Source organism: Micromonospora sp. NPDC007230, assembly GCF_042869115.1.
Classification (GTDB): Bacteria; Actinomycetota; Actinomycetes; order Mycobacteriales; family Micromonosporaceae; genus Micromonospora.
The window spans coordinates 128,599-149,502 of sequence record NZ_JBIAFE010000001.1 but is presented as its reverse complement, the minus strand read 5'-3'; the positions used below and the strand labels follow the sequence as shown (position 1 = coordinate 149,502).

The following is a 20,904-nucleotide window of genomic DNA, read 5'->3' as shown; positions in this document are numbered from 1 at the left end:
TCACTGCCGGGCCGTCCCGGCCGGCTCCGGCTGCGCGGGCGCGTCCCGCTCCATCAGCAGCTCGTGCAGGTCGGCGCTGATCCGGGCCACGTCGGCCAGGTGCGCGTGCCGGCCGAGGGTGCGCGGCCGGGGGACGTCCACCTCGACCACCTTGCGGATCCGGCCGGGGCGCGGGCTGAGCACGACCACCCGGTCGGCGAGCAGCACCGCCTCGTCGATGGAGTGGGTGACGAAGACGATGGTCGCCTTCGTCTCCATGTGCACCCGCTGGAGCTCGCCGGAGAGTTCCTCCCGGGTGAGCGCGTCGAGCGCCGAGAAGGGCTCGTCCATGAGCATCACGCGTGGCCCGCCGATCAGCGACCGGCACAGCGAGACCCGCTGCTGCATGCCGCCGGAGAGCTCGTGCGGCAGGCGCTTCTCGAAACCGCCGAGCCCGGCCATCGCGAGCAGCTCGCGGGCCCGGTCCCGGTGCTTCGCCCGGCTCCAGCCGAAGATCTCCACCGGCAGCAGGACGTTGTCCAGCACCGAACGCCAGGGCAGCAGCGCGGGCCGCTGGAACAGCATGGCGATGTCCCGGCGGGGCTTGGTGATGGGCGTCCCGGCCACGGTGATCTCGCCCGCGGTGGCCGGGAGCAGGCCGGCGATCATGCGGAGCAGCGTCGACTTGCCGCAACCGGAGCGGCCGAGGATGGCGACGAACTCGCCTTCCGCGACGTCGAGGTCGATGCCGCGCAGGGCCTCGACCCGTCCCGAGCGGCCGTCGAAGGTGCGGGACACCCCGGACAGTTGGATCATCTCCCGCCGGCTCCCTTCCACGTCGCGAACGTGAGCCGGGCTAGCGTAGCGGGATCGACCGTGCATAGCACCGTCCGGGGTAGACGGCAGTCCGCTTTCCGTCAGGCAACTTCGTTTCCGTTCCGCAACCCGGACGCCCGACCGAGGTCAACCAGCTTCTCGTACGCTGTTGCGCGCGAATAGTCCCCTCACGACGAACCGGTCGGCTGTCCCCTCCGGCCGGCACCGTCGAACCACGACCCGCCCAGGCGAATATGGCCTGGTCGGAAAGGACATGGTGCATAGATGAGAAGGCTGACCCGTACGGTCGCCGCCGCCGCGCTGGCCACCGCCCTCGCCCTCGTCGCCGGCTGCAGCGGCGACTCGGACAAGTCCGCGGACACCAAGAACGCGGCCAGCGGCACCCTAGAGAAGGTGACCTACCTCACCTCGTTTGGCAACTTCGGGCGTGACTCGTACGCCTGGGTGGCGAAGGAGAAGGGCTTCTTCAAGGAGGCCGGCTTCGACGTCGAGATCAAGCCGGGCCAGGGCACCGGCGACGTCATCAAGCTCGTCACCGGCGGCCAGGCCGACTTCGGCCCGATCGACCTGACCGGCGGTCTCCTCCAGATGGGCAACGGCCAGGCCAAGGACTTCGTCGCGGTGGCCGCGATCCAGCAGCGCACCATGGCCGCGATCGTGTCGGTCGAGGGCAAGAACATCGCCACCCCGAAGGACCTCGAGGGCAAGAAGCTCGCCGACACGCCCTTCTCCGTCGTGCGCAACCTCTTCCCGACGTACGCCCGGCTGGCCGGCGTCGACGCCAGCAAGGTCACCTGGGTCAACGGTGACGCCGCGGCGCTGATCGGCATGCTGGGCGCCGGCTCGGTCGACGGCATCGGCCAGTTCGTGGTCGGCCAGCCGACCGTCCAGGCGGTGGCCAAGAAGACGCCGGTCGTGCTGCCCTACAGCAACGTGATGCAGGACCTCTACGGCAACGCGCTGATCACCTCCACCAAGATCGCCAAGGAGAAGCCGGAGATGGTCAAGCGCTTCGTCGCGGCGCTGCTCAAGGGCCTGGAGTATGCCCTGGAGCACCCGCAGGAGGCGGCGGATCTCCTCAAGAAGAACGTGGACGCGACCAACCCGGCCGCAGCCGCCGCCGAGCTGCAGCTGATGGCCGCGTACGTCCGGTCCAGCAACTCGGGCACGGCGATCGGCACCCTGGACAGCGGCCGGGTGGCCAAGTCCATCGCCCTGCTCCAGGGTGCGGGCGCGCTCAAGCAGAACCTGACCCCCGACCAGATCATCGACTTCAACCTCGCGCCGAAGGCCTGACCGGGCCGGCTCGGACTACGGGGGTGCGCCTCGCCGGGGCTCCGGCGGGGGGCACCCCCTTCGCGTGCCGGTCGTCCGGCCGGCGGAGAGATGAGGACACCTTGACGCAATTGACCGAGACCAGCGCCGGGGCGCCGGCGCCGCAGCCGCCGGCGCAGACCCCGCCCGTCCCACGCCGGTCGGGTGTACGCCCGGCGGCGGTGCTGCTACCGGCCCTCGGGCTGGTGATCACGGTGGCGGCCTGGTGGCTGGTCACCTCGGGCGTGCAGCTGGTGCACCCGGCGTTGCTGCCCCCGCCGCAGTCGGTGGGACGCTCGCTGACCGGGTCGGCGCACGTGCTGCTGCCGGCGTTGGGGATCACCACCTGGATGACCCTGCTCGGCTTCCTGCTCTCGTCGCTCGCCGGGGTGCTGATCGGGATGGCCCTGGCCGCCTCCCGCCGGGTGGAGCGGATGTTCGCGCCGCTGCTGGTGGCGGTCAACGCGGTGCCGAAGATCGCCTTCGGGCCGCTGCTCGTGGTCGCCGTGGGCTGGGGGGAGAAACCCATCCTGACCATGGTGTTCCTGCTCTGCTTCTTCCCGATCGTGCTGTCCACCGCGACCGGGCTGACCACCACTCCGGCGGACCTCGCCGAACTGGGCCGGTCGCTCAACGCGTCATGGTGGCAGTCGTTCCGCAAGGTGCGCTTCCCCGCCGCGCTGCCGCAGATCTTCGTCGGGCTGAAGGTGGCCATGCCGCTGGCCTCGATCGGCGCCGTGATCGGCGAGTTCTATTCGGACCAGCCCGGGCTGGGCCAGCAGATCCTGCAGTACAACGGCGTCGGCGACACCGCGACGGCGTGGGCGGCGATCGTGCTGGTGGCGCTGATGAGCATCGTGCTCTACTCCGCCCTCACCCTGATCGAACGCCTGGCCCTCCCCTGGGTCAGAGCCACCACCTCGGCCAGGTGACCACAAACAGCAGACGTCAACAGCGGACCGGACGCCGACCGTAGGCCCCCAAGATCAACCAACCGTAGACCCCCGAGATCAACCAAGCGGGGCGGACGGCGCGGAACCACCGACGGTGTGGCCCCAGCGCAACCGGCGGAGGGATCAAGCCTGACCGCCCGGAGCCGGTTGTGCTGGGGCCACACCCCACCGCAAGGAGAAAATCAGCCAGCGAGCCGCCAGCGCCCACCCCGAGCCACCAGCGTCGTCAACGCCTGCGGCATCAGCCCGGAGTGGTTGTCCGGCGTCATCCGGATCGGGCCGGAGAGGCCGTCGAGCTGCGAGGTCTCCAGGACGTCGCGCAGGGCGTCCCGGTTCACCTTGCCGGCCGCGCTGCCGGAGCGCAGCTCGGCGTCCGCGATGAGCTGCACCGCGTCGGCCGCGAACGAGGAGGTGCCGTTGTAGCCGCCGTACTGGGCGGTGTAGTCCTGGAACCACTGTCGCCGGGCCGCCTTGGCGGGGGTGGTGGCGATGACGTCGTCGATCACCATGGTCTGGGTGAAGATCAGCGTCGCCTGCTCCGTCGACTTGGCCGAGGCGCCGAGGAAGAGGTCGCCCGCCGCCGCCGCGTCGAAGAAGAGCGACCCGGGGTAGTGGTTCTCGTGGGCGTTGTCGGCCGCGAGCGAGGCCTGCTCCGGTGGGGTCCAGATGACCAGCGCCTGCGGCTTCTTCGCCACCAGTTGCGAGACCTGGCCGCTGACGTCGGTGTCGGTGGGCCGTACCGCCTCGGCACGGAGCAGCCGGATGCCGGCCTTGCCGAACTCGCGGCGCAGCGCGGTCAGCCCTTCCTCGCCCGACTGGTCGGCGCTGTACAGCACGGCCACCTTGCGGAAGCCCTTCCGGGCCAGTTCGGTGGTGAGCGCGGCGGCGCTGTCGCCGGCGTTCGGGGCCAGTTTGAAGACGTATTTGCGGTCGGCGACCGGTTCGGTGACGGCGCTGGCGGATGCCAGCGCGATCGTGGGAATGCGCTTCTCGCCGATCGTCGGGGCGGCGCCGATCGCGCAATCGTTGCAACCGCCCATGATGACGGCGCTGACCCGCGAGTCATTGGCGAAATCGTTGATGTTGCGCAAGGATTCGGCGGCGTCCGAGCGGTTGTCCTTCACCTTGAGCTCGATCTTTCGGCCGCCGAGTGCGCCGGAGGAGTTCAGCTGGTCGACCTTCAGTTCCAGCGCGCGTCGGTACACCTTGCCCACCGGCGCGTAGCCGCCGGACAGTTCGAGGTCCGCCGCGATGACGATGGGGCTGATGTCCTGCTGCTCCCCGCCGAACTGGCAGCCGGTGAGCGTGGTGGCCAGCACGGCCGATGCGAGCGCCGCGATGCTCGCGGAGCGGATGGGGCTCAACTCAGTCCTCCAGGTGCGGCGTGGGCGCGGGCCCGATCACCGCCGCTTGTCCGTCCTCAGTGGAGAAACGGGATTGGTCTGCCGTACGGTGTGCGCGAAGCCTGCAAAACCTTGCCAATGCCAGGCCCTGTGGTCAAGCGCGCTGCCGGGAGTTGCGTGGGACGGTCGTCCCACATGCTGGGGGCACGGACCGTTAACCGGTAATTACTGCGCAGATGCGAATGACCACCTTGGAGTTACATGCCCTGTTCAGGGGCTTGAGGAAATGAAGGTAATAGTTGACCGGATCAGGGGTTGGGCCGCCGCCGACCGTTTCCTGCCTCACTGCGACTTCCCAAGTCGGATCTCTTCTGATGAAATTCCGCCCGTGCCGCGCGTGGCGCTGGCCGCTGCACCAGGCACGGGTCGGCGGGTCAAGCGTGGAAGAAACGACGGAGGCGATGTCGTGAGCACCGGACCTACGACCCTGCCCGAGAGCACTGACGCCGATCAGCGGAACCGGCGACGGAGGCTGCCTCGGCTGCGAGACGCGCGCATCCGTTCCAAGCTCGCTCTCATCCTGGTTGTACCGGTGGCAGCCGTCATCGCACTGGCGACCATCCGACTCGTCTCGGTCGGCGAGGGCGCGTACGACGCCACCCGGATCCGGTCGCTGACCGCGCTGTCGATCGACGTGTCGGCGCTGGCCCAGGATCTGCACAAGGAGCGGATGGCGGCGGCCGCGTACCTGGCCGGGGCGGAGCAGAAGCCGGACGACTACAACCTGCGGGTACGGCGTACCGACGAGCGGATCGCGGCGTACCAGGAGGAGCGGAACGGGCTCGGCGACGTGCCGGCCTCGGTCCGTAGCCGGCTCAAGGTCATCGACGACCACCTGGCCACCCTCAACGGCACCCGGCAGGAGGTCCTGGACCGGCAGCAGATGCCGGTGGCAAAGGCGAGCCTGCGCTACGGCATCATCCTCGGCGACCTGGTCGCGTACGGCGACACCCTCGCCCAGCAGCCGGGCGCGGAGGGCATCGCCGATGCCCGCCGGGCGGTGGCCGCGTTCGCCCACGCCAAGGCGGAGGTCGCCGAGGAGCAGGCGGTGGTCTTCACCGCGCTCGCCGCCGGCCGGATCGACGAGGAACAGTTCTCCTCCTTCATCGGCACCCTGACCGCCCAGCAGGAGGCGCTGATCGCCTTCTCCCAGGCCGCCGAGCCGGCACAGCGTGCCCTGGTGGACAGCACGGTCTCCGGCGACGCGGTGCAGCTCGCCGACCGGGTCGCGAACGACGTGTCCCGTTCGGTCAACAAGCCCCCGCTCGTCGGTCGGGACAACGCCGCGGCCGCCATCGGCGCGGTCAACGACCTGATGCGGTGGGCCGAGATCCAGCTCCAGAACCAGCTGCTCGCCGACGCCGACGCGGTCCTGTCGGCCGTCATCCGGCAGGCCGTCGTGGAGAGCCTGATCGTCCTGCTCACCCTGTTCATCGCCGTGACCCTGGCCGTGGTCCTGGCCCGCTCACTGAACGAGTCGCTGCGCCGGCTGCGCGAGGGCGCCCTGGCGGTGGCGAACCACGACCTGCCGGACGCGGTCAACCGGCTGCAGAACGTCAACGCCATCGGCGACGGTGGCGTGGACGAGATCGTCCAGCAGGTCCGGGACCCGATCAAGCTGACCAACCGCGACGAGGTCGGCCAGGTGGCGGCGGCCTTCAACGTGGTCCACCGGGAAGCGGTCCGGGTGGCGGCCGAGCAGGCGGCGCTGCGGACCAGTGTCTCGGCGATGTTCCTCAACCTGGCCCGGCGCTCGCAGAACCTGGTCGACCGGATGATCGGCGAGCTGGACGCGATCGAGCGGGGCGAGGAGGACCCGAAGCGGCTGGCCCAGCTCTTCGAACTCGACCACCTGGCCACCCGGATGCGCCGCAACGACGAGAACCTGCTGGTGCTGGCCGGCGCCGACTCGGCCGTGCCGCGCCGGGACGACGCGCTCCTGGTCGACGTGCTGCGGGCCGCCCAGTCCGAGGTGGAGCTCTACAACCGGATCGAGTTCGGCACCGTCGACACCGACATCTCGGTCGCCGCGCACGCGGTCAACGACGTGGTCCGCCTGGTCGCCGAGCTGCTCGACAACGCCACCCGGTTCTCGCCGCCGAACACCACGGTGGTCGCGGACGGCCGACGGATCCGGGACTACGTGCTGATCCAGGTCGAGGACCGCGGCCTCGGCCTCAGCGACGAGCAGCTCGACTCGCTGAACCGGCGGCTTGCCGCACCGCCCACGGTCGACGTGGCGGCGTTCCGGCTGATGGGCCTGGCCGTGGTCAGCCGGCTCGGCGCCCGCTACGGCATCCGGGTCGAGCTGCGCCGCAACGTCGAGGGCGGCACCGTCGCCCAGGTGACCCTGCCGAACTCCACCGTGGTGCTGCCGGCGAACCGGGGCCCGGCCCAGCTGAGCCGGCCGCGCCAGCCGCTCGCCGTCGAGCAGGCCCCGCTGAATCCGGTGGGCCACGCCGCAGAACCGCTGGCCGGCGCGGGGCGGACCACCACGGCCACGCTCACCGACCAGTGGCGGACCCCCACGCCGCCCGCCCGCTGGCAGTCGCTGGACGAGGCGCGGGACACCGGCCCCGCCGTGCAGGTCGGGGGCGTGACGGGCGCGCTGCCGCCCGTGCCGCCGCCCGCCCCGGCGACCCCCGTCTCCGGTGCCGGCTACGCGCTGGGCGGACCCACCCTCGGGTACCCCGCGCTCGCCCCGCTGCCGAAGCGGACCCCGGGCGGGGAGGTGGCCGCAACCAGCGCGCCGGCCACGCCGCTCGGCCCAACCTCCGCGCCGCCGGCGTACCCCGCCGTGTCGGCGTACCAGCCGCTCGCGTCGGCCCCGCCGGTCGACGTCGCCAAGCCGGCCCCGGCCGCGCCACTGGCGGCCCACCCGGCCGAGGCGCCGATCTTCCGGGAGATGGAGGCGGTCTGGTTCCGCTCGCACGGCGAGGACGAGACCACGATCTTCGCCCGGCCCCGGTTCGACGAAGACCCGCCGGCCGCCCCGAAGCGATCCGCCACCGCGCCGCCGCTGCCGACCCGTACCCCGGGCGCCCAGGCGTCGGCGATGGCCTCGCCGCCGCCGTACACCCCGCCGCCCGCCGCCGTGCCCCCGCCCGCGCCGCCGGCGATCGACCCGGACGCCTGGCGGACGGCGGCCGACGACGGTTGGGCGCGGGCCAGCCAGGCCGCGGAGCCCAGCACCGGCGGGACCACCCGCTCCGGTCTGCCGAAGCGCGTGCCGCAGGCCCAACTCGTTCCCGGGGGCATCGAGCCGAAGGGCGGCCGGTCCCGCGCCAAGCGCACGCCGGACGAAGTACGCGGTCTGCTCTCGGCCTACCACCGCGGTGTGCAGCGGGGTCGGACGGCCGGCGCGGACCTGAACAGCAACTCGACCAAGGAGACGAACCGATGAACAGGCCAGCGGCCATGCAGGACATGGGTTGGCTGCTCACCAACTTCGCCGACAGCGTGGCGGGCATCGCCCACGTGGTGGCGGTGTCCGCGGACGGGCTGCTGCTCGCCTCCTCCCGCGACCTGCCGGGGGACCGAGCCGACCAGCTCGCCGCGATCACCTCCGGCGTGGTGAGCCTGACCGAGGGCGCCGCGCGGATGTTCAGCGCCGGCGGGGTGCTCCAGACGGTCATCGAGATGGACAGCGGATACCTGTTCCTCATGTCGATCAGCGACGGCTCCTCGATGGCGGTGCTGGCCGCCCGGAGTTGCGACGTGGGCCAGGTGGGCTACGAGATGGCGCTGCTGGTGGAGCGGGTCGGCCAGGCGCTGGTCCCGCTGCCGCGGGATGCTGTCCGGTCCTGACCGGCGTTCGGTGTGACCTGGTGACCGGGAGCCGACCGGCTCCGTACGAAGGGAGGTGATCGCGAGATGGAACCACGGCGGGATCCGCGTGGGGCGCTGGTGCGACCGTACGCGGTCACCCGCGGCCGCACCGAGCCGTTGCAGAACATCGCGTTGGAGGCGGTGCTCTCCTGCACGCCCACACAGTCGGCCGAGGCGCGGTTCGCCGGGCACGACAAGTACCGCATTGCCCTGGTCTGTGAGGGCCGGGCGCAGTCGCTCGCGGAGATCGCCGCGTACACCCGGATGCCGCTGGGCGTCACCCGGGTGCTGGTCGCCGACCTGGTGGCCGAGGGCCTGCTGACGCTACACACTGCCGCTCCCGTGACGGGGTTCCAGGAGCGGATGAACTTGCTGGGAAGGGTGCTAAGTGGACTTCGCGAACTATGACCCCGCCGGGGCGAGCCGCAGCCGGGAGATCATCTCCGCGAAGATCGTGGTCGCGGGTGGCTTCGGGGTGGGCAAGACCACCCTGGTCGGCGCGATCTCCGAGATCACGCCGCTGACCACCGAGGCGCTGATGACCGCGGCCGGGGTGGGCATCGACGATCCGTCGAAGGTGCCCGGCAAGGAGACCACCACGGTCGCCATGGACTTCGGCCGGATCACCATGGCCCAGGACCTGATCCTCTATCTCTTCGGCACGCCGGGCCAGACCCGTTTCTGGTTCATGTGGGACGAGATCATCCGGGGTGCGGTGGGTGCCACGGTGCTGGTGGACACCCGGCGGATCAGCGACGCCTTCGCCCCGCTGGACTACTTCGAGAACCGCAACCTGCCGTACGTGGTGGCGCTGAACCGGTTCGACGGCGCCGCGCAGTACGAGCTGGAGGAGGTCCGCGAGGCGCTGGCTATCTCGCCCGACGTGCCGCTGGTGATGTGCGACGCCCGGCATCGCGAGTCGGTCAAGCAGGTGCTGGTGACCGTGGTCGAGCACGCCATGCTCCGGCTGCAGGCCGAGCACGATCGGGGCTACCCGGCCTCGGTCGGCTGACCGTCCGCCCGTCCCGTCCGTAGCCGGACCGGACGGGCGGCTCGGCCGGATCGGTGCGCCGAAGGCAGCCCCCGCTGCCGTCAGTCCACGCGGAGGCGGTAGCCGCGCTTGACCACGGTCTGCACCACCCGGGGCGCCGTCAGTCCGACCCGCAGCCGGGCGACCGCCATCTCCACCGCGTGCTCGTCCGCGCCCCGGGGCAGGGTACGCAGCAGGGCGGTGCGGGACAGCACCTTGCCGGGCGACGCGGCGAGCGCCCGCAGCACCGCCATCGGGGCCGGCGCGAGCGGTCGCAACTCCCCGTCGACCACGGCGGCGTGCCCGCGCAGCGTCAGTTGGTGCCCGCCGGCCCGCACGGTCACCGTCCGGCGGGGCAGCTCGTCCACGATCGTCCGCACCAAGGCGCCCAGCCGGGCCCGGCTCGGGGCGGCCACCGGCACCCCCCGCCGGACCAGCGGTTCGGCGGTGACCGCGCCGACGCAACCGGCCAGCACGTCCCCCCGCAGCGCCGCCAGCACCGTCTCGGTGCGGTCCCCGGCCGCCCGCAGCAGCGCCTCGGCCGCCGGGGCGGAGGTGAACGTGACCGCGTCGACCATCCGCCCCGCGACCAGGTCGATCAGCCGGTGCAGCGGAGCCGGGTCGGTCGGCGGCGCCCACCGGTAGACCGGTACCTCGAGCACCGTGGCACCGGCCGCTTCCAGCGCCTCGGTGCACTCCGGCTGCCGCTCGCCGTGCAGTTGGAGCGCGACCAACTGGCCGGCCACGCCGCGCCGGACCAGGTGGTCGATCACCTCGTCGCAGCTCTCCGAGGCCGGGGACCAGTGCTCGCGCAGCCCGGCGGCCCGGATCGCGCCGGTCGCCTTCGGGCCGCGGGAGACCACGTAGGACCGGGCGAGCACGGCACGCAGGGGCTCGCCCAGGCCCCACCCCTCGGCCGCCTCCAGCCAGCCGCGCATCCCGATGCCGGTGTTGGCCATCAGCACGTCCGGCGGGCGGTCGAGGCAGGCCCGGGTGGCCTCGCGCAGGTCGGTGTCGTCGGCCAGCGGCACGATCCGCAGGGCCGGGGCGAGCACCACCCGCGCGCCGCGCCGCTGCAACAGCGCGGCCAGTTCGTCGCGTCGCCGGTCGGCGGTGACCCCGATGGTGAAGCCGGCCAGTTCCTCCCGCATCACTCCTCCTGCCGCAGCCGCACCTCGACCTGCCCGTCCCGGCAGCGCACCTCGTGCCGCCGCAGCGCCACGTCCGGGAGGTCCAGGCACCACCCGGTCCGTAGGTCGTAGACCTGCTTGTGCAGCGGTGAGGCCAGCGTCGGCACGCCGCCGCGGCTGCCGACGATCCCCCGGGACATCACGTACGCGCCGCCGACCGGGTCGAGGTTGTCGACCGCGTACAGTTCGCCGCCGGTCCGGACGAGCGCCACCTGCACGCCGTCGACCAGCGCGGCCATCCCGCGATCGGGGTCCAACCGGTCGAGCGGGCAGACCGACGTCCAGTCGAGCCTCCTCGTCGCGTCACCTCGCTCCGCCCGGCGTCGCGACGAGGTCAAGAGGCTGAGCTGACTGATTCGCTCGCTGCGCTGGCTCATGGGCGTACCTCCGGAAGGCCGAGCGCCACCGGCTGGCGGCGGCGGTCGGCACCGGCCGCCGGTGGTGCGCCGCGCGCGGGCACCGGTTGGCCGCGTTCGACGGTGAACGTGATGGACGGATCGGGCACGTCGGGGGCGTTGACGAACGAGGTGAACCGGCGCAGGCGCTCCGGGTCCGCCAGCACGTCCCGCCACTCGTCCGAGTACGACGCGACGTGCCGCGCCATCGCCGCGTCCAGTTCGGCGCAGAGCCCGAGCGCGTCGTCCACCAGCACCGAGCGCAGGTGATCGAGCCCGCCCTCCATCGCCTCGAGCCAGGCGGCGGTGCGCTGCAACCGGTCGGCGGTCCGGATGTAATAGATCAGGAAGCGGTCGATCAGCGTGACCAGCTCGTCGGTGCTCAGGTCGGTGGCGAACAGGTCGGCGTGCCGGGGCCGGAAGCCGCCGTTGCCGCCGAGATAGAGGTTCCAGCCCGTCTCCGTGGCGATGACGCCGAAGTCCTTGCCGCGCGCCTCGGCGCACTCCCGGGCGCAGCCGGAGACCGCCGCCTTGAGCTTGTGCGGGGCGCGTAGTCCCCGGTAGCGCAGCTCCAGCGCGACGGCCAGCCCGACCGAGTCCTGCACCCCGTACCGGCACCAGGTCTCACCGACGCAGGACTTCACCGTGCGCAGTGCCTTGCCGTACGCGTGGCCGGACTCGAAGCCGGCGTCGACCAGCCGGCGCCAGATCTGCGGGAGCTGCTCGACCCGGGCCCCGAACAGGTCGATCCGCTGCCCGCCGGTGATCTTGGTGTACAGCCGGAAGTCCCGGGCCACCTCGCCGATCACGATCAGCTTCTCCGGGGTGATCTCCCCGCCGGGGATCCGGGGCACCACCGAGTAGCTGCCGTCCCGTTGCAGGTTGGCCAGGAAGTGGTCGTTGGTGTCCTGGAGGGACGCCTGCTCGCCGTCGAGCACGTGCCCGGTGCCGAGGGAGGCGAGGATCGAGGCCACCACCGGCTTGCAGATGTCGCAGCCGCGCCCCCGCCCGTGCTCGGCGATCAGCTGCGAGAAGGTGCGGATGCCGCGGACCCGGACGATGTCGAACAGCTCCTGCCGGCTGGCGTCGAAGTGCTCGCAGAGCGCGGTGGACTGCCGCACCCCGGCCGCGTCGAGGAGCTGCTTGAGCATCGGTAGGCAGGAACCGCAGCTCGTACCGGCCCGGGTGCACGCCTTCAACGCCGGCACGTCCCCCGCCCCGCCCGCGATCGCCGCGTCGAGGTCCGCCCGGGTCACCGCGTTGCAGGAGCAGACCTGGGCCGCGGCCGGCAGCGCGCCGACCCCGGCGGGGGCGCCGCCGGCCGGTGCCAGCAGGGCCAGCGGGGGAGCGGGCAACGGCCCGCCGACACTCGCCCGCAGCGTCGGGTAGGCGCCGGCGTCGCCCACCAGGACGCCGCCGAGCAGCGTCCGCGCATCGTCGGAGAGGACCAGCTTGGCGTACGTGCGGGTGGCCGGGTCGGTGAAGGTGACGTCGAGGCAGCCCGGGGTGGTGCCGTGCGCGTCACCGAACGAGGCCACGTCCACCCCGAGCAGCTTGAGCTTGGTCGCGGTGTCCGCGCCGGGGAAGGTGGCCGCCCCGCCGAGCAGCCGGTCGGCGACCACCTCGGCGGTCGCGTACCCGGGAGCGACCAGGCCGTGGCAGGTGCCGTCCACCGCCGCGCACTCGCCGACCGCCCAGATCCGTTCGTCCGCCGTCCGGCAGGTGGCGTCGACCAGCACCCCGCCCCGCGGCCCGAGCGGCAGGCCCGCCGTCCGGGCCAGCTCGTCCCGCGGCCGGATGCCGGCGGCCACCACGACCAGCTCGGCGTCGACCGTACGGCCGTCGGAGAGCTCCAGCGTGGCGACCGTGCCGTCCGGGCCGGGGCGCAGCGCGGTGGTGGCCACCCCCAGGTACGGGGTGACGCCGAGCTCCTCGACGTAACGGCGGAGCATCGCCCCGCCCGCCTCGTCCACCTGTACCGGCATCAGCCGGGGCGCGAACTCGACCACGCTGGTGGACAGGCCCAGCAGGCGTAGGGCGTTCGCCGCTTCCAGGCCGAGCAGGCCGCCGCCGATCACCGCCCCGGCCCGCCGGCCCCGGGCGTGCTCCCGGATCGCGGCCAGGTCGTCCAGCGTCCGGTAGCCGAACACCCCCGGCAGGTCGGCGCCGTCGACGGGCGGCACGAAGGCGTACGACCCGGTGGCCAGCACCAGGGCGTCGTACGGGTGGCTGCCGGTCGCCGTGGTCACCACCCGCCGCGTCCGGTCGATCCCGGTGGCCGGCTCGCCCAGGTGCAGCACCACCCCCTCGTCGGGAGTGTGCAGGTTCAGCTCCGCCGCGCCGACCCCGTCGAAGAAGGCCGAGAGCCGGACCCGGTCGTACGCCGGCTGCCGCTCCTCGGCGAGCACCGTCACCCGCCAGCGCCGGTCGTGGTCCCGGGCCCGCAACGCCTCGACGAAGCGTTGCCCGACCATGCCGTTGCCGACGACCACCAGTCTGCCGCCCCGCATGCCATCACCTCCGCTGTCCCGTCCGTTCATCGCGTCACCGCCACCGGGTCCGCCTCGGCGAGCCAGTCGGCGATGCCGGCCACCGCGTCCCGGCAGCCGCCGCAGCCCGTCGCCGCCCGGGTCGCCGCCGACAGCTCCTCGACGGTCCGGGCGCCGGCACGCCAGCACGCCACCAGCGCACCCTTGTGGACGTCGTTGCACTGGCACACCGTGGCCGCGTCCGGCATCAGCGCCGGGGACGCGGCGGGGGTGGCCGGGGTGGCGCCGAACGCCCGCCCGAGCAGGAGCGCCCGGCGGTCCGCGGGCACCGGGTCACCCCGGTCGAAGAGCTGCACCACCGTGCCGACGGCCGGGTTGTCGCCGAGCAGGATCGCCCCGGTCAACCGGCCGTCGCGGATCCGCAGCCGGGCGTACGTGCCGCGGGTCGGGTCGGCGAAGGTCAACTCCTCGACCGGTCCGCCGTCATCCGGGGCGGTGCCGGCGGGCGGTGTGCCGTCGGCGGTGTCGCCCATCGCGGCGAGGTCGATGCCGGCCGCCTTGAGCCGGGTCACCACCGGCCGTGGCCGGTACCGGGCGAGCGGGTCCTCGCCGGCCAGCACCTCGGCCACCACCCGGGCCTGCGCCCAGGCCGGGGCGACCAGCCCGGTCAGCGCCCCGGCGTGCTGGGCGCAGTCGCCGATCGCCGAGATGCGCGGGTCGCTGCTCCGCAACCGGTCGTCCACCAGCACGCCCCGATCCACGGCCAGCCCGGCCGCGGCGGCCAGGGCGGTGTCCGGGCGTACGCCGCAGGAGAGCACCAGCAGGTCGGCGTGGAGCGAGCGGCCGTCGGCGAGGTCGAGGCGGACCCCGTCGGCGTCGGCGGCCACCCCGGTCGCCGGGACGGCCAGCGCGGTCCGTACGCCCAGCCCGGCGAGGGTGCCGGCGAGCACCGCCCCGGCGGTCGGGTCGAGCTGTCGTTCCATCAGCCATCCGGTCGGGTGGACCACGGTCACGTCCAGCCCTCGGGCGGCGAGCCCGCGCGCGGCTTCCAGCCCGAGCAGCCCGCCGCCGAGCACCAGGGCGCGGCGGGCGCCCCGGGCGGCGGCGAGGATCCGCCGGCAGTCGTCCAGGGTGCGGAACGGGACCACCCGGTCGGGCAGCGGGTCGAGCCCGGGCAGCGGCGGCACCACGGCCCGGCTGCCGGTGGCGAGGACCAGATGGTCGTAGCCGTGCCGGTCGCCGTCGGCGGTGCGTACCTCCCGCGCGTCCCGGTCGATCGCGGTGACCGCCAGCCCGGTCCGGACGTCCACGCCCTGCCCGGCGACCTCGGTCAGCTCCACGTCCGGCTCGTCGATCTTTCCGGCCAGCAGGGCGGAGAGCATGATCCGGTTGTACGCCCGGTGCTGCTCCGCCCCGAGCACGGTGACCTTCCGGTCGCCGTCGCGCGCGTGCAGCTCGGCGGCGAGCCGCGCGCCCGCCATCCCGTAGCCGACGATGACCACTCTCATGGCGACTCCGCCGGGCAGTGTCCGATGCTCCGCTCGCTCATGACCGATCTCCGCTCCGATCGGCCATGAGGCTCCAAGGCGCTGTGCCGGATGATTCGCTCGCTTCGCTCGCTCATGCCTTCTCCACCCGGACGGCGCAGATCTTGAATTCCGGCATTCCGGAGACCGGGTCGACGGCGTCGTTGGTGACCGAGTTGGCGCGCGCCGCGCCCGGCCAGTGGAACGGCGCGAAGACGGTGTCCGGCCGGATCGCCGGGCTGAGCCGGGCCGGCGCCCGCAGTTCGCCCCGGCGGGAGACGACGCGCACCTCGTCGCCCCCGGCCACGCCGAGCCGGTCGGCCAGGTCCGGGTGCAGCTCGACGAAGCCCTCCGGGGCGGCCCGGCGCAGCGCGTCGACCCGCCGGGTCTGCGCGCCGGACTGATAGTGGGCGAGCACCCGGCCGGTGGTGAAGTGCAGCGGGTACTCGGCGCACACCTCCTCCGCGGCCGGCCGGTGCGTCACCGGGTGGAACCGGGCCCGCCCGTCCGGCGTCGGGAAGGACTCGGTGAAGAGCCGAGGCGTGTCCGGCCCGTCCGGGTCGGGGCAGGGCCAGAAGACGCCCTCGTCCCGTTCGACCCGCTCCCAGGTCACGCCGGCGTAGTCCGCCGGCCCGCCGGCCGAAGCCCGGCGCAGTTCCTCGAAGACGGCGCGCGGATCGGCCGGGAAGCCGTGCCCGCCGGCCGCGTTGCCCCCGCTGCTGACAGCGGGGCCTTGCGTTGGGAAGGGGTCCGTACGGTGCGGAGCGCGATGAAGGGCCCCTGCGTGCAGTCGGGCGGCCAGGCCGGCGAGGACGGCCAGGTCGGTGCGGACCCCGGGCGGCGGCTCCCGCAGCGCCCGCCGGCGGAGCACCCGACCCTCCAGGTTGGTCATCGTGCCGTCCTCCTCGGCCCACTGCGCGACGGGCAGCACCACGTCGGCCAGATCGGCCGTCTCGGAGCGCACGAAGTCGGCCACCACCAGCAGGTCGAGGGCGCGGAGCCGGGACTCGACCCGGGCCGCCCGGGGTGCCGACACCACCGGGTTGGAGCCGAAGACCAGCAGCGCCCGGGGGCCGGCCGCGGTGCCGAGCGAGTCCAGCAGGGCGTACGCGGGCACCCCGGGCCCGGGCAGGTCGTCGGCGGGTACGCCCCAGACCCGCGCCACGTGCTCCCGGGCCGCCGGGTCGTCGATCCGCCGGTACCCGGGGAGCTGGTCGGCCTTCTGCCCGTGTTCCCGCCCACCCTGGCCGTTGCCCTGCCCGGTGAGGCAGCCGTACCCGGAGCCGGGGCGGCCGGGCAGGCCCAGGGCGAGCGCCAGGTTGATGAACGCGCTGACCGTGTCGACGCCCTTGGCGTGCTGTTCCGCGCCCCGCGCGGTGAGGATGATCGCGCGGTCCACCGTGGCGAGCGCCCGGGCGGTCGCCTCCAGGTCGGCCACCGGTACCCCGGAGAGGCGTTCCACCTCGGCCGGCCAGTACCCGGCCACGGTCCGTCGGACCTCGTCGAAGCCGCTGGTCCGGTCGGCCACGTACGCCCGGTCGAGCCAGCCCTCGGTGAGCGCCACGTGCAGCACCGCGTTGGCCACCGCCAGGTCGGTGCCGGGCAACGGCTGCAGGTGCCGGTCGGCCTGCCGGGCGGTGGCCGTGAGCCGGGGGTCGATCACGATCAGTTGGCCGCCCCGGGCGCGCTGGTCGGCGAGGTGCCGCAGCAGCGGCGGCATGGTCTCGGCCGGGTTCGCGCCGACCAGCAGCAGGGTGTCCGCCCGGCCGAGGTCGGCGAGGGGGAAGGGCAGCCCCCGGTCGACGCCGAAGGCGCGCAGCCCGGCCGCGGCGGCCGAGGACATGCACCAGCGGCCGTTGTAGTCGATGTGCCGGGTACGCAGCGCCACCCGGGCGAACTTGCCGAGCGCGTACGCCTTCTCGTTGGTCAGCCCGCCGCCGCCGAAGACCGCGACCGCGTCCGGCCCGTGCCGGTCCTGGACGGCGCGGATCCCGGCGGCCACCCGGTCGAGGGCCTCGTCCCAGCTCGCCGGGCGCAGCGGTGCGCCGGGCCGGTCCCGCAGCAGCGGGGTGGCCAGTCGGTCGGGGTGGTCGAGCAGTTCGGCGGCGGTCCAGCCCTTCTGGCACAGGCCGCCCCGGTTGGTGGGGAAATCGCGGGGCGCGACCTCGATCCGCCCCGTGGCCTCGCGCAGCACCATGCCGCACTGGAGCGCGCAGTACGGGCAGTGCGTGGCGACCTCCCGGCGGTGGACCCCCGGTCGCGTCGTCACGCGGGCACCCTGTGTCATGTCGGGAAAGCGTGCCGGCGGGCGGTTTCCGGTCCGGGTCCCGTCTGTTTCGGTCCTGTCAAGAGCGCCTCACACCGCACGGGAGTGACGGGCCGGATGGGCAGGTTTAGAATATGAGACGGAAATCCTGAATAATGGGAGGCGCGATGAGTGTGGCGGACGCGTTCGACGCGGTGGCGGGGAGCTACGACGAGGCCCGGCGCCGGCTGGTGCCCTGCTTCGACGCCTTCTACGGCACCGCGGTCCAGGTCGCCGCACCGCCGCTGCGGGCGGCGCTCGCGTCGGGGCGTACCCCCGAGGTGCTGGACCTGGGCGCGGGCACCGGCCTGCTCGCCCTGTTGCTCGCCGCGGCGGTGCCGGGCGTCCGGCTGACCCTGGTCGACGCCGCGCCGGGCATGCTCGCGGTGGCCACCGGCCACCTGGCCGCCCGAGGCGTGCCGCACCGGACGGTGGTCGCCGATCTGGCCGACCCGCTGCCCGCCGGCCGCTACGACGCGGTGGTCTCGGCCCTGGCCATCCACCACCTGGCCGACGACGGCAAGCGGGCGCTCTACCGGCGGGCGGCCGAGGCACTGGTGCCCGGTGGGGTGTTCGTCAACGCCGAGCAGGTCGCCGGCCCGACCCCGGCGCTGGACCGGCGCTACGACGAGGTCTGGACGGCCCGGATCACCGAGCTGGGCTCGGACGCCGAGGAGATCGCCGCGGCCCGGGAGCGGATGCGGCACGACCGGCCGGCGCCGGTGACCGACCAGTGCCGCTGGCTCACCGACGCCGGCCTGACCGACGTGGACTGCTTCTTCAAGGAGTGGCGGTTCGCCGTCTTCGGCGGCCGCCGCCCGTGACGGTCGGCGCGGCTCGACCGCCACGTCGAGGCCGGCCAGCCTGAGCGGCCACGTCCCGTCCGCCCCGCCCGTGCCTCGCTGTCCGGTTCGCCGACGGGCGCGAGGGGGGATGACTGCTGGTCATACCAGTGGGTAATCTGTCCGGCATGACCGCCAAGGTGACGCTGTCGTTCTCGGACGAGACGATCGAGGAGGCGCGCCGGTTCGCCAAGCGGGAAGGGCTCTCCCTCTCCGCCTGGATGGACCAGGCCGCCCGGGAGAAGGCGCTGCGCGAGGTCTTCACCGCGCACGCCGCCGCCGTCGGCCGCGCCGGCCTGGATCTGGAGTCCGCGGCCCTGGCCGACGCCCAGGAGGCCGCGATGGTCGACGACGCCCTCTTCGGCGGCGGACGTCCGCGTGCTGCGTAGGGGAGAGGTCTGGCGCATCTCCGGCGCCCGGGAACGGCTCGGACTGGTGATCAGCTCCGACGTCTACAACTCCACCGACGTACCGATCGTGATCGTGGCCGAGGTGGTCGAGGAATCGTTGCTGCGGGACTCACCCCTCGCGGTGGTCATGGGCGGTTACGTGGTGATGCCCGACCGGCTCTCGTCGCCCATGAAGAAGTGGTTCACCGAGTGCGTGGACGTCGCCGACACCGAGACCATGCAACGGGTCGGCCGGGCGCTGCGCATCCTCCAGGAGCTCTGACCGGCTCACCGCCGGCTTTCGGCGGACGTGCGGTCTCCGTTTCCGGCCCGACCCGGGACGGGCACGGCCGGGAAACCAGCCGTTCCTAGCGTCCCCCTCGTCATCGACGAGGAGGAGTCGCCGTGAGCACGCTCGCTTCCCCCCGGGCCCCGGCCCCCGACGCCGGGCGCCGGCGGTCGATCACCGACTGGCGCCCCGAGGACCCCGGGTTCTGGGACACCGCCGGGGCCCCGATCGCCCGCCGCAACCTGTACGTCTCGATCTTCGCCGAGCACGTCGGCTTCTCCGTGTGGAGCCTCTGGTCGGTGACGGTGCTCTTCCTCGGCCCGGAGTACGGCATCGACCCGGCCGGGAAGTTCCTGCTCACCGCCGTGCCGGCCGCGCTGGGCGCGGTGCTGCGGCTGCCGTACACGCTGGCGGTGGCCCGGTTCGGCGGGCGGAACTGGACCGTCGTCAGCGCGCTGCTGTTGCTGGTGCCGGCGGTGCCGATGGCGCTGCTGATCGAGCCGGGGGTGTCGTACTCGACACTGATGGTGCTGGCCTGCCTGAGCGGGGTCGGCGGGGGCAACTTCGCCTCGTCGATGGCGAACATCAACCTGTTCTTCCCGGACCGGCTCAAGGGTCGGGCGCTCGGGCTCAACGCCGGCGGCGGGAACCTCGGCGTGCCGGCGGTGCAGCTCGTCGGGCTGGCCGTGCTGGCCACCGCCGGAGCGGCGTACCCCCGGCTGGTGCCGGCGGTCTACCTGCCGCTGATCGTGCTCGCGGCGCTCGCCGCGGCGCGCTGGCTGGACAACGTCCCCGGGGCGCGCAACGAGCCGGGGGCACTGCGGGCCGCCGCCCGCGACCCGCACACCTGGGTGATGTCGCTGCTCTACGTGGGCACCTTCGGCTCGTTCATCGGCTTCGGGTTCGCCTTCGGCCAGGTGCTCCAGCTCCAGTTCCACGACCGGTTCCCGACTCCGGTCGACGCCGCCTGGCTGACCTTCCTCGGGCCGCTGATCGGCTCGCTGATCCGGCCGGTCGGCGGCCAGCTCGCCGACCGGCTCGGCGGGGCCCGGGTCACCTTCTGGAACTTCGCGGCGATGGCCGTGGGCGCCACGCTGGTGCTGTACGCCGCCCGCGAGCGGTCGTTCCCGCTCTATCTGGTCGGGTTCCTGGCGCTCTTCGTGTTCTCCGGGATCGGCAACGGGTCGACATACAAGATGATCCCGGCGATCTTCCGGGCCCGGGCCGCCGCCGAGGCGGAGCGGACCGGCGACCGGGCGGCGGCCGAGCGCCGCAGCCGGCGGCGGTCCGGGGCGCTGATCGGCATCGCCGGGGCGGTCGGCGCCTCGGGCGGGGTGCTGGTCAACGTGGCCTTCCGGCAGTCCTTCCTCGCCGCCGGGACCGCGGACGCGGCCTACCTGGCCTTCATCGGCTGGTACGCGCTCTGCTTCGCGGTGACCTGGGTGGTGTACCTGCGGCCGGGGCCACGTAAGCTGTCCGGCGTGTGACCTGCGCCATGGTGGAAGCGCGGGCCGCGCGGGGACCACCCCGTTTTGACCTGTCGCCGGGCGGCCGGGTATCGTTGCCTGCTGTTGTACGACATTCTTAGGCGTGCCGCATCAGGTACGCTTGGTCGTTCGTGCGCGCCTGGTCACCTCGGCGCGCGACCCCAGACCGACGACGAGACAAGGTAGACCTGTGCGTACGTACAGCCCGAAGCCGGGTGAGATCGAGCGTCAGTGGCACGTCATCGACGCCTCTGATGTCGTGCTGGGCCGCCTCGCGACCCACGCCGCCACGCTGCTGCGTGGCAAGCACAAGCCGACTTTCGCGCCGCACGTCGACACGGGCGACTTCGTCGTCATCGTGAACGCGGGCAAGGTCGCGCTGACCGGCAACAAGCGCCAGCAGAAGATCGCTTACCGCCACTCCGGTTACCCGGGTGGTCTGAAGCAGGTCGGCTACGAGGAGCTGCTCACCAAGCGTCCCGAGCGGGCCATCGAGCTGGCCGTGAAGGGGATGCTCCCGCACAACAAGCTCGGCCGTCAGATTCTCAAGAAGCTGAAGGTCTACGCCGGTGCCGAGCACCCGCACGGCGCGCAGCAGCCGGTGCCGTTCGAGATCAAGCAGATCGCGCAGTGAGCGCGGGCGAAGGA

The 20,904-nt window shown here is 73.2% G+C and carries 18 protein-coding genes; 11 read left to right on the top strand and 7 right to left on the bottom strand.

The genetic code is table 11. The features are described 5' to 3' along the window. The gene (locus ACFYML_RS00695) at nucleotides 1-795 is read right to left on the bottom strand and encodes an ABC transporter ATP-binding protein (RefSeq protein WP_387419004.1); all 795 of its coding nucleotides are present in this window, start codon (nucleotides 793-795) and stop codon (nucleotides 1-3) included. Nucleotides 796-1,080: 285 nt separating this feature from the next. Between ACFYML_RS00695 and ACFYML_RS00690 the strand changes: the two genes are divergently transcribed. Together ACFYML_RS00690 and ACFYML_RS00685 are read left to right on the top strand one after the other, a co-directional pair. Further along, nucleotides 1,081-2,112 (top strand): ABC transporter substrate-binding protein, encoded by a 1,032-nt coding sequence (locus ACFYML_RS00690; RefSeq protein ID WP_387418642.1) that lies wholly within the window; start codon nucleotides 1,081-1,083, stop codon nucleotides 2,110-2,112. Between the two features lie 110 nt (nucleotides 2,113-2,222). Beyond that, the gene (locus tag ACFYML_RS00685) at nucleotides 2,223-3,062 is read left to right on the top strand and encodes an ABC transporter permease (RefSeq protein WP_387418641.1); all 840 of its coding nucleotides are present in this window, start codon (nucleotides 2,223-2,225) and stop codon (nucleotides 3,060-3,062) included. A 203-nt stretch (nucleotides 3,063-3,265) separates the two neighbouring features. Here ACFYML_RS00685 and ACFYML_RS00680 read toward each other — a convergent pair whose 3' ends face one another. Beyond that, nucleotides 3,266-4,447, bottom strand: a complete 1,182-nt coding sequence (locus tag ACFYML_RS00680; RefSeq protein WP_387418640.1) for an ABC transporter substrate-binding protein — start codon at nucleotides 4,445-4,447, stop codon at nucleotides 3,266-3,268. A gap of 445 nt (nucleotides 4,448-4,892) precedes the next feature. Between ACFYML_RS00680 and ACFYML_RS00675 the strand changes: the two genes are divergently transcribed. The 4 genes from ACFYML_RS00675 to ACFYML_RS00660 all read left to right on the top strand — a co-directional run bounded on the left by ACFYML_RS00675 (nucleotide 4,893) and on the right by ACFYML_RS00660 (nucleotide 9,326). Continuing rightward, on the top strand, nucleotides 4,893-7,889 hold the full coding sequence (locus ACFYML_RS00675; RefSeq protein WP_387418639.1) for a nitrate- and nitrite sensing domain-containing protein: 2,997 nt from the start codon (nucleotides 4,893-4,895) through the stop codon (nucleotides 7,887-7,889). Further along, complete coding sequence (locus ACFYML_RS00670; RefSeq protein WP_013288588.1) at nucleotides 7,886-8,293, top strand: roadblock/LC7 domain-containing protein; 408 nt, start codon at nucleotides 7,886-7,888, stop codon at nucleotides 8,291-8,293. The genes ACFYML_RS00675 and ACFYML_RS00670 overlap by 4 nt, the downstream gene beginning before the upstream one ends. A gap of 66 nt (nucleotides 8,294-8,359) precedes the next feature. Further along, the gene (locus ACFYML_RS00665; RefSeq protein WP_387418638.1) at nucleotides 8,360-8,722 is read left to right on the top strand and encodes a DUF742 domain-containing protein; all 363 of its coding nucleotides are present in this window, start codon (nucleotides 8,360-8,362) and stop codon (nucleotides 8,720-8,722) included. Then, nucleotides 8,703-9,326 (top strand): ATP/GTP-binding protein, encoded by a 624-nt coding sequence (locus ACFYML_RS00660; RefSeq protein WP_387418637.1) that lies wholly within the window; start codon nucleotides 8,703-8,705, stop codon nucleotides 9,324-9,326. The genes ACFYML_RS00665 and ACFYML_RS00660 overlap by 20 nt, the downstream gene beginning before the upstream one ends. An 80-nt stretch (nucleotides 9,327-9,406) precedes the next feature. Here the strand turns inward: ACFYML_RS00660 and ACFYML_RS00655 are convergent, their stop codons facing one another. The 5 genes from ACFYML_RS00655 to ACFYML_RS00635 form a co-directional block, all read right to left on the bottom strand. Continuing rightward, complete coding sequence (locus ACFYML_RS00655; protein ID WP_387418636.1) at nucleotides 9,407-10,495, bottom strand: uroporphyrinogen-III synthase; 1,089 nt, start codon at nucleotides 10,493-10,495, stop codon at nucleotides 9,407-9,409. After that, complete coding sequence (gene nirD, locus ACFYML_RS00650; RefSeq protein WP_387274805.1) at nucleotides 10,495-10,911, bottom strand: nitrite reductase small subunit NirD; 417 nt, start codon at nucleotides 10,909-10,911, stop codon at nucleotides 10,495-10,497. Before nirD ends, ACFYML_RS00655 begins: the two co-directional genes overlap by 1 nt. Then, a complete protein-coding gene (nirB, locus tag ACFYML_RS00645) occupies nucleotides 10,908-13,439 on the bottom strand; it encodes a nitrite reductase large subunit NirB (protein ID WP_387418635.1) in 2,532 nt (843 codons plus the stop codon). The genes nirD and nirB overlap by 4 nt, the downstream gene beginning before the upstream one ends. 26 nt (nucleotides 13,440-13,465) lie before the next feature. After that, the gene (locus ACFYML_RS00640) at nucleotides 13,466-14,926 is read right to left on the bottom strand and encodes an FAD-dependent oxidoreductase (RefSeq protein WP_387418634.1); all 1,461 of its coding nucleotides are present in this window, start codon (nucleotides 14,924-14,926) and stop codon (nucleotides 13,466-13,468) included. A gap of 112 nt (nucleotides 14,927-15,038) precedes the next feature. Continuing rightward, nucleotides 15,039-17,231 carry a molybdopterin oxidoreductase family protein gene (locus tag ACFYML_RS00635; protein ID WP_387418633.1) on the bottom strand — a complete coding sequence of 731 codons (2,193 nt, stop codon included), beginning with the start codon at nucleotides 17,229-17,231 and terminating at the stop codon, nucleotides 15,039-15,041. Between the two features lie 146 nt (nucleotides 17,232-17,377). On the opposite strand from ACFYML_RS00635, the gene ACFYML_RS00630 reads away from it, so the two are divergent. The 5 genes from ACFYML_RS00630 (at nucleotide 17,378) to rplM (ending at nucleotide 20,890) form a co-directional block, all read left to right on the top strand. Beyond that, entirely contained in the window at nucleotides 17,378-18,073 is a 696-nt protein-coding gene (locus ACFYML_RS00630; protein ID WP_387418632.1) for a class I SAM-dependent methyltransferase, read from the top strand. A 146-nt stretch (nucleotides 18,074-18,219) separates the two neighbouring features. Next, nucleotides 18,220-18,480 carry a DUF6364 family protein gene (locus ACFYML_RS00625; protein WP_265007346.1) on the top strand — a complete coding sequence of 87 codons (261 nt, stop codon included), beginning with the start codon at nucleotides 18,220-18,222 and terminating at the stop codon, nucleotides 18,478-18,480. After that, nucleotides 18,470-18,763, top strand: a complete 294-nt coding sequence (locus tag ACFYML_RS00620; RefSeq protein ID WP_387418631.1) for a hypothetical protein — start codon at nucleotides 18,470-18,472, stop codon at nucleotides 18,761-18,763. The genes ACFYML_RS00625 and ACFYML_RS00620 overlap by 11 nt, the downstream gene beginning before the upstream one ends. Nucleotides 18,764-18,885: 122 nt before the next feature. Further along, nucleotides 18,886-20,256, top strand: coding sequence for an MFS transporter (locus ACFYML_RS00615; RefSeq protein WP_387418630.1), 1,371 nt, complete (start codon nucleotides 18,886-18,888; stop codon nucleotides 20,254-20,256). 190 nt (nucleotides 20,257-20,446) lie between these two features. Further along, nucleotides 20,447-20,890, top strand: coding sequence for a 50S ribosomal protein L13 (rplM, locus tag ACFYML_RS00610; RefSeq protein WP_073834885.1), 444 nt, complete (start codon nucleotides 20,447-20,449; stop codon nucleotides 20,888-20,890). The last annotated feature ends 14 nt before the right edge of the window (nucleotides 20,891-20,904 follow it).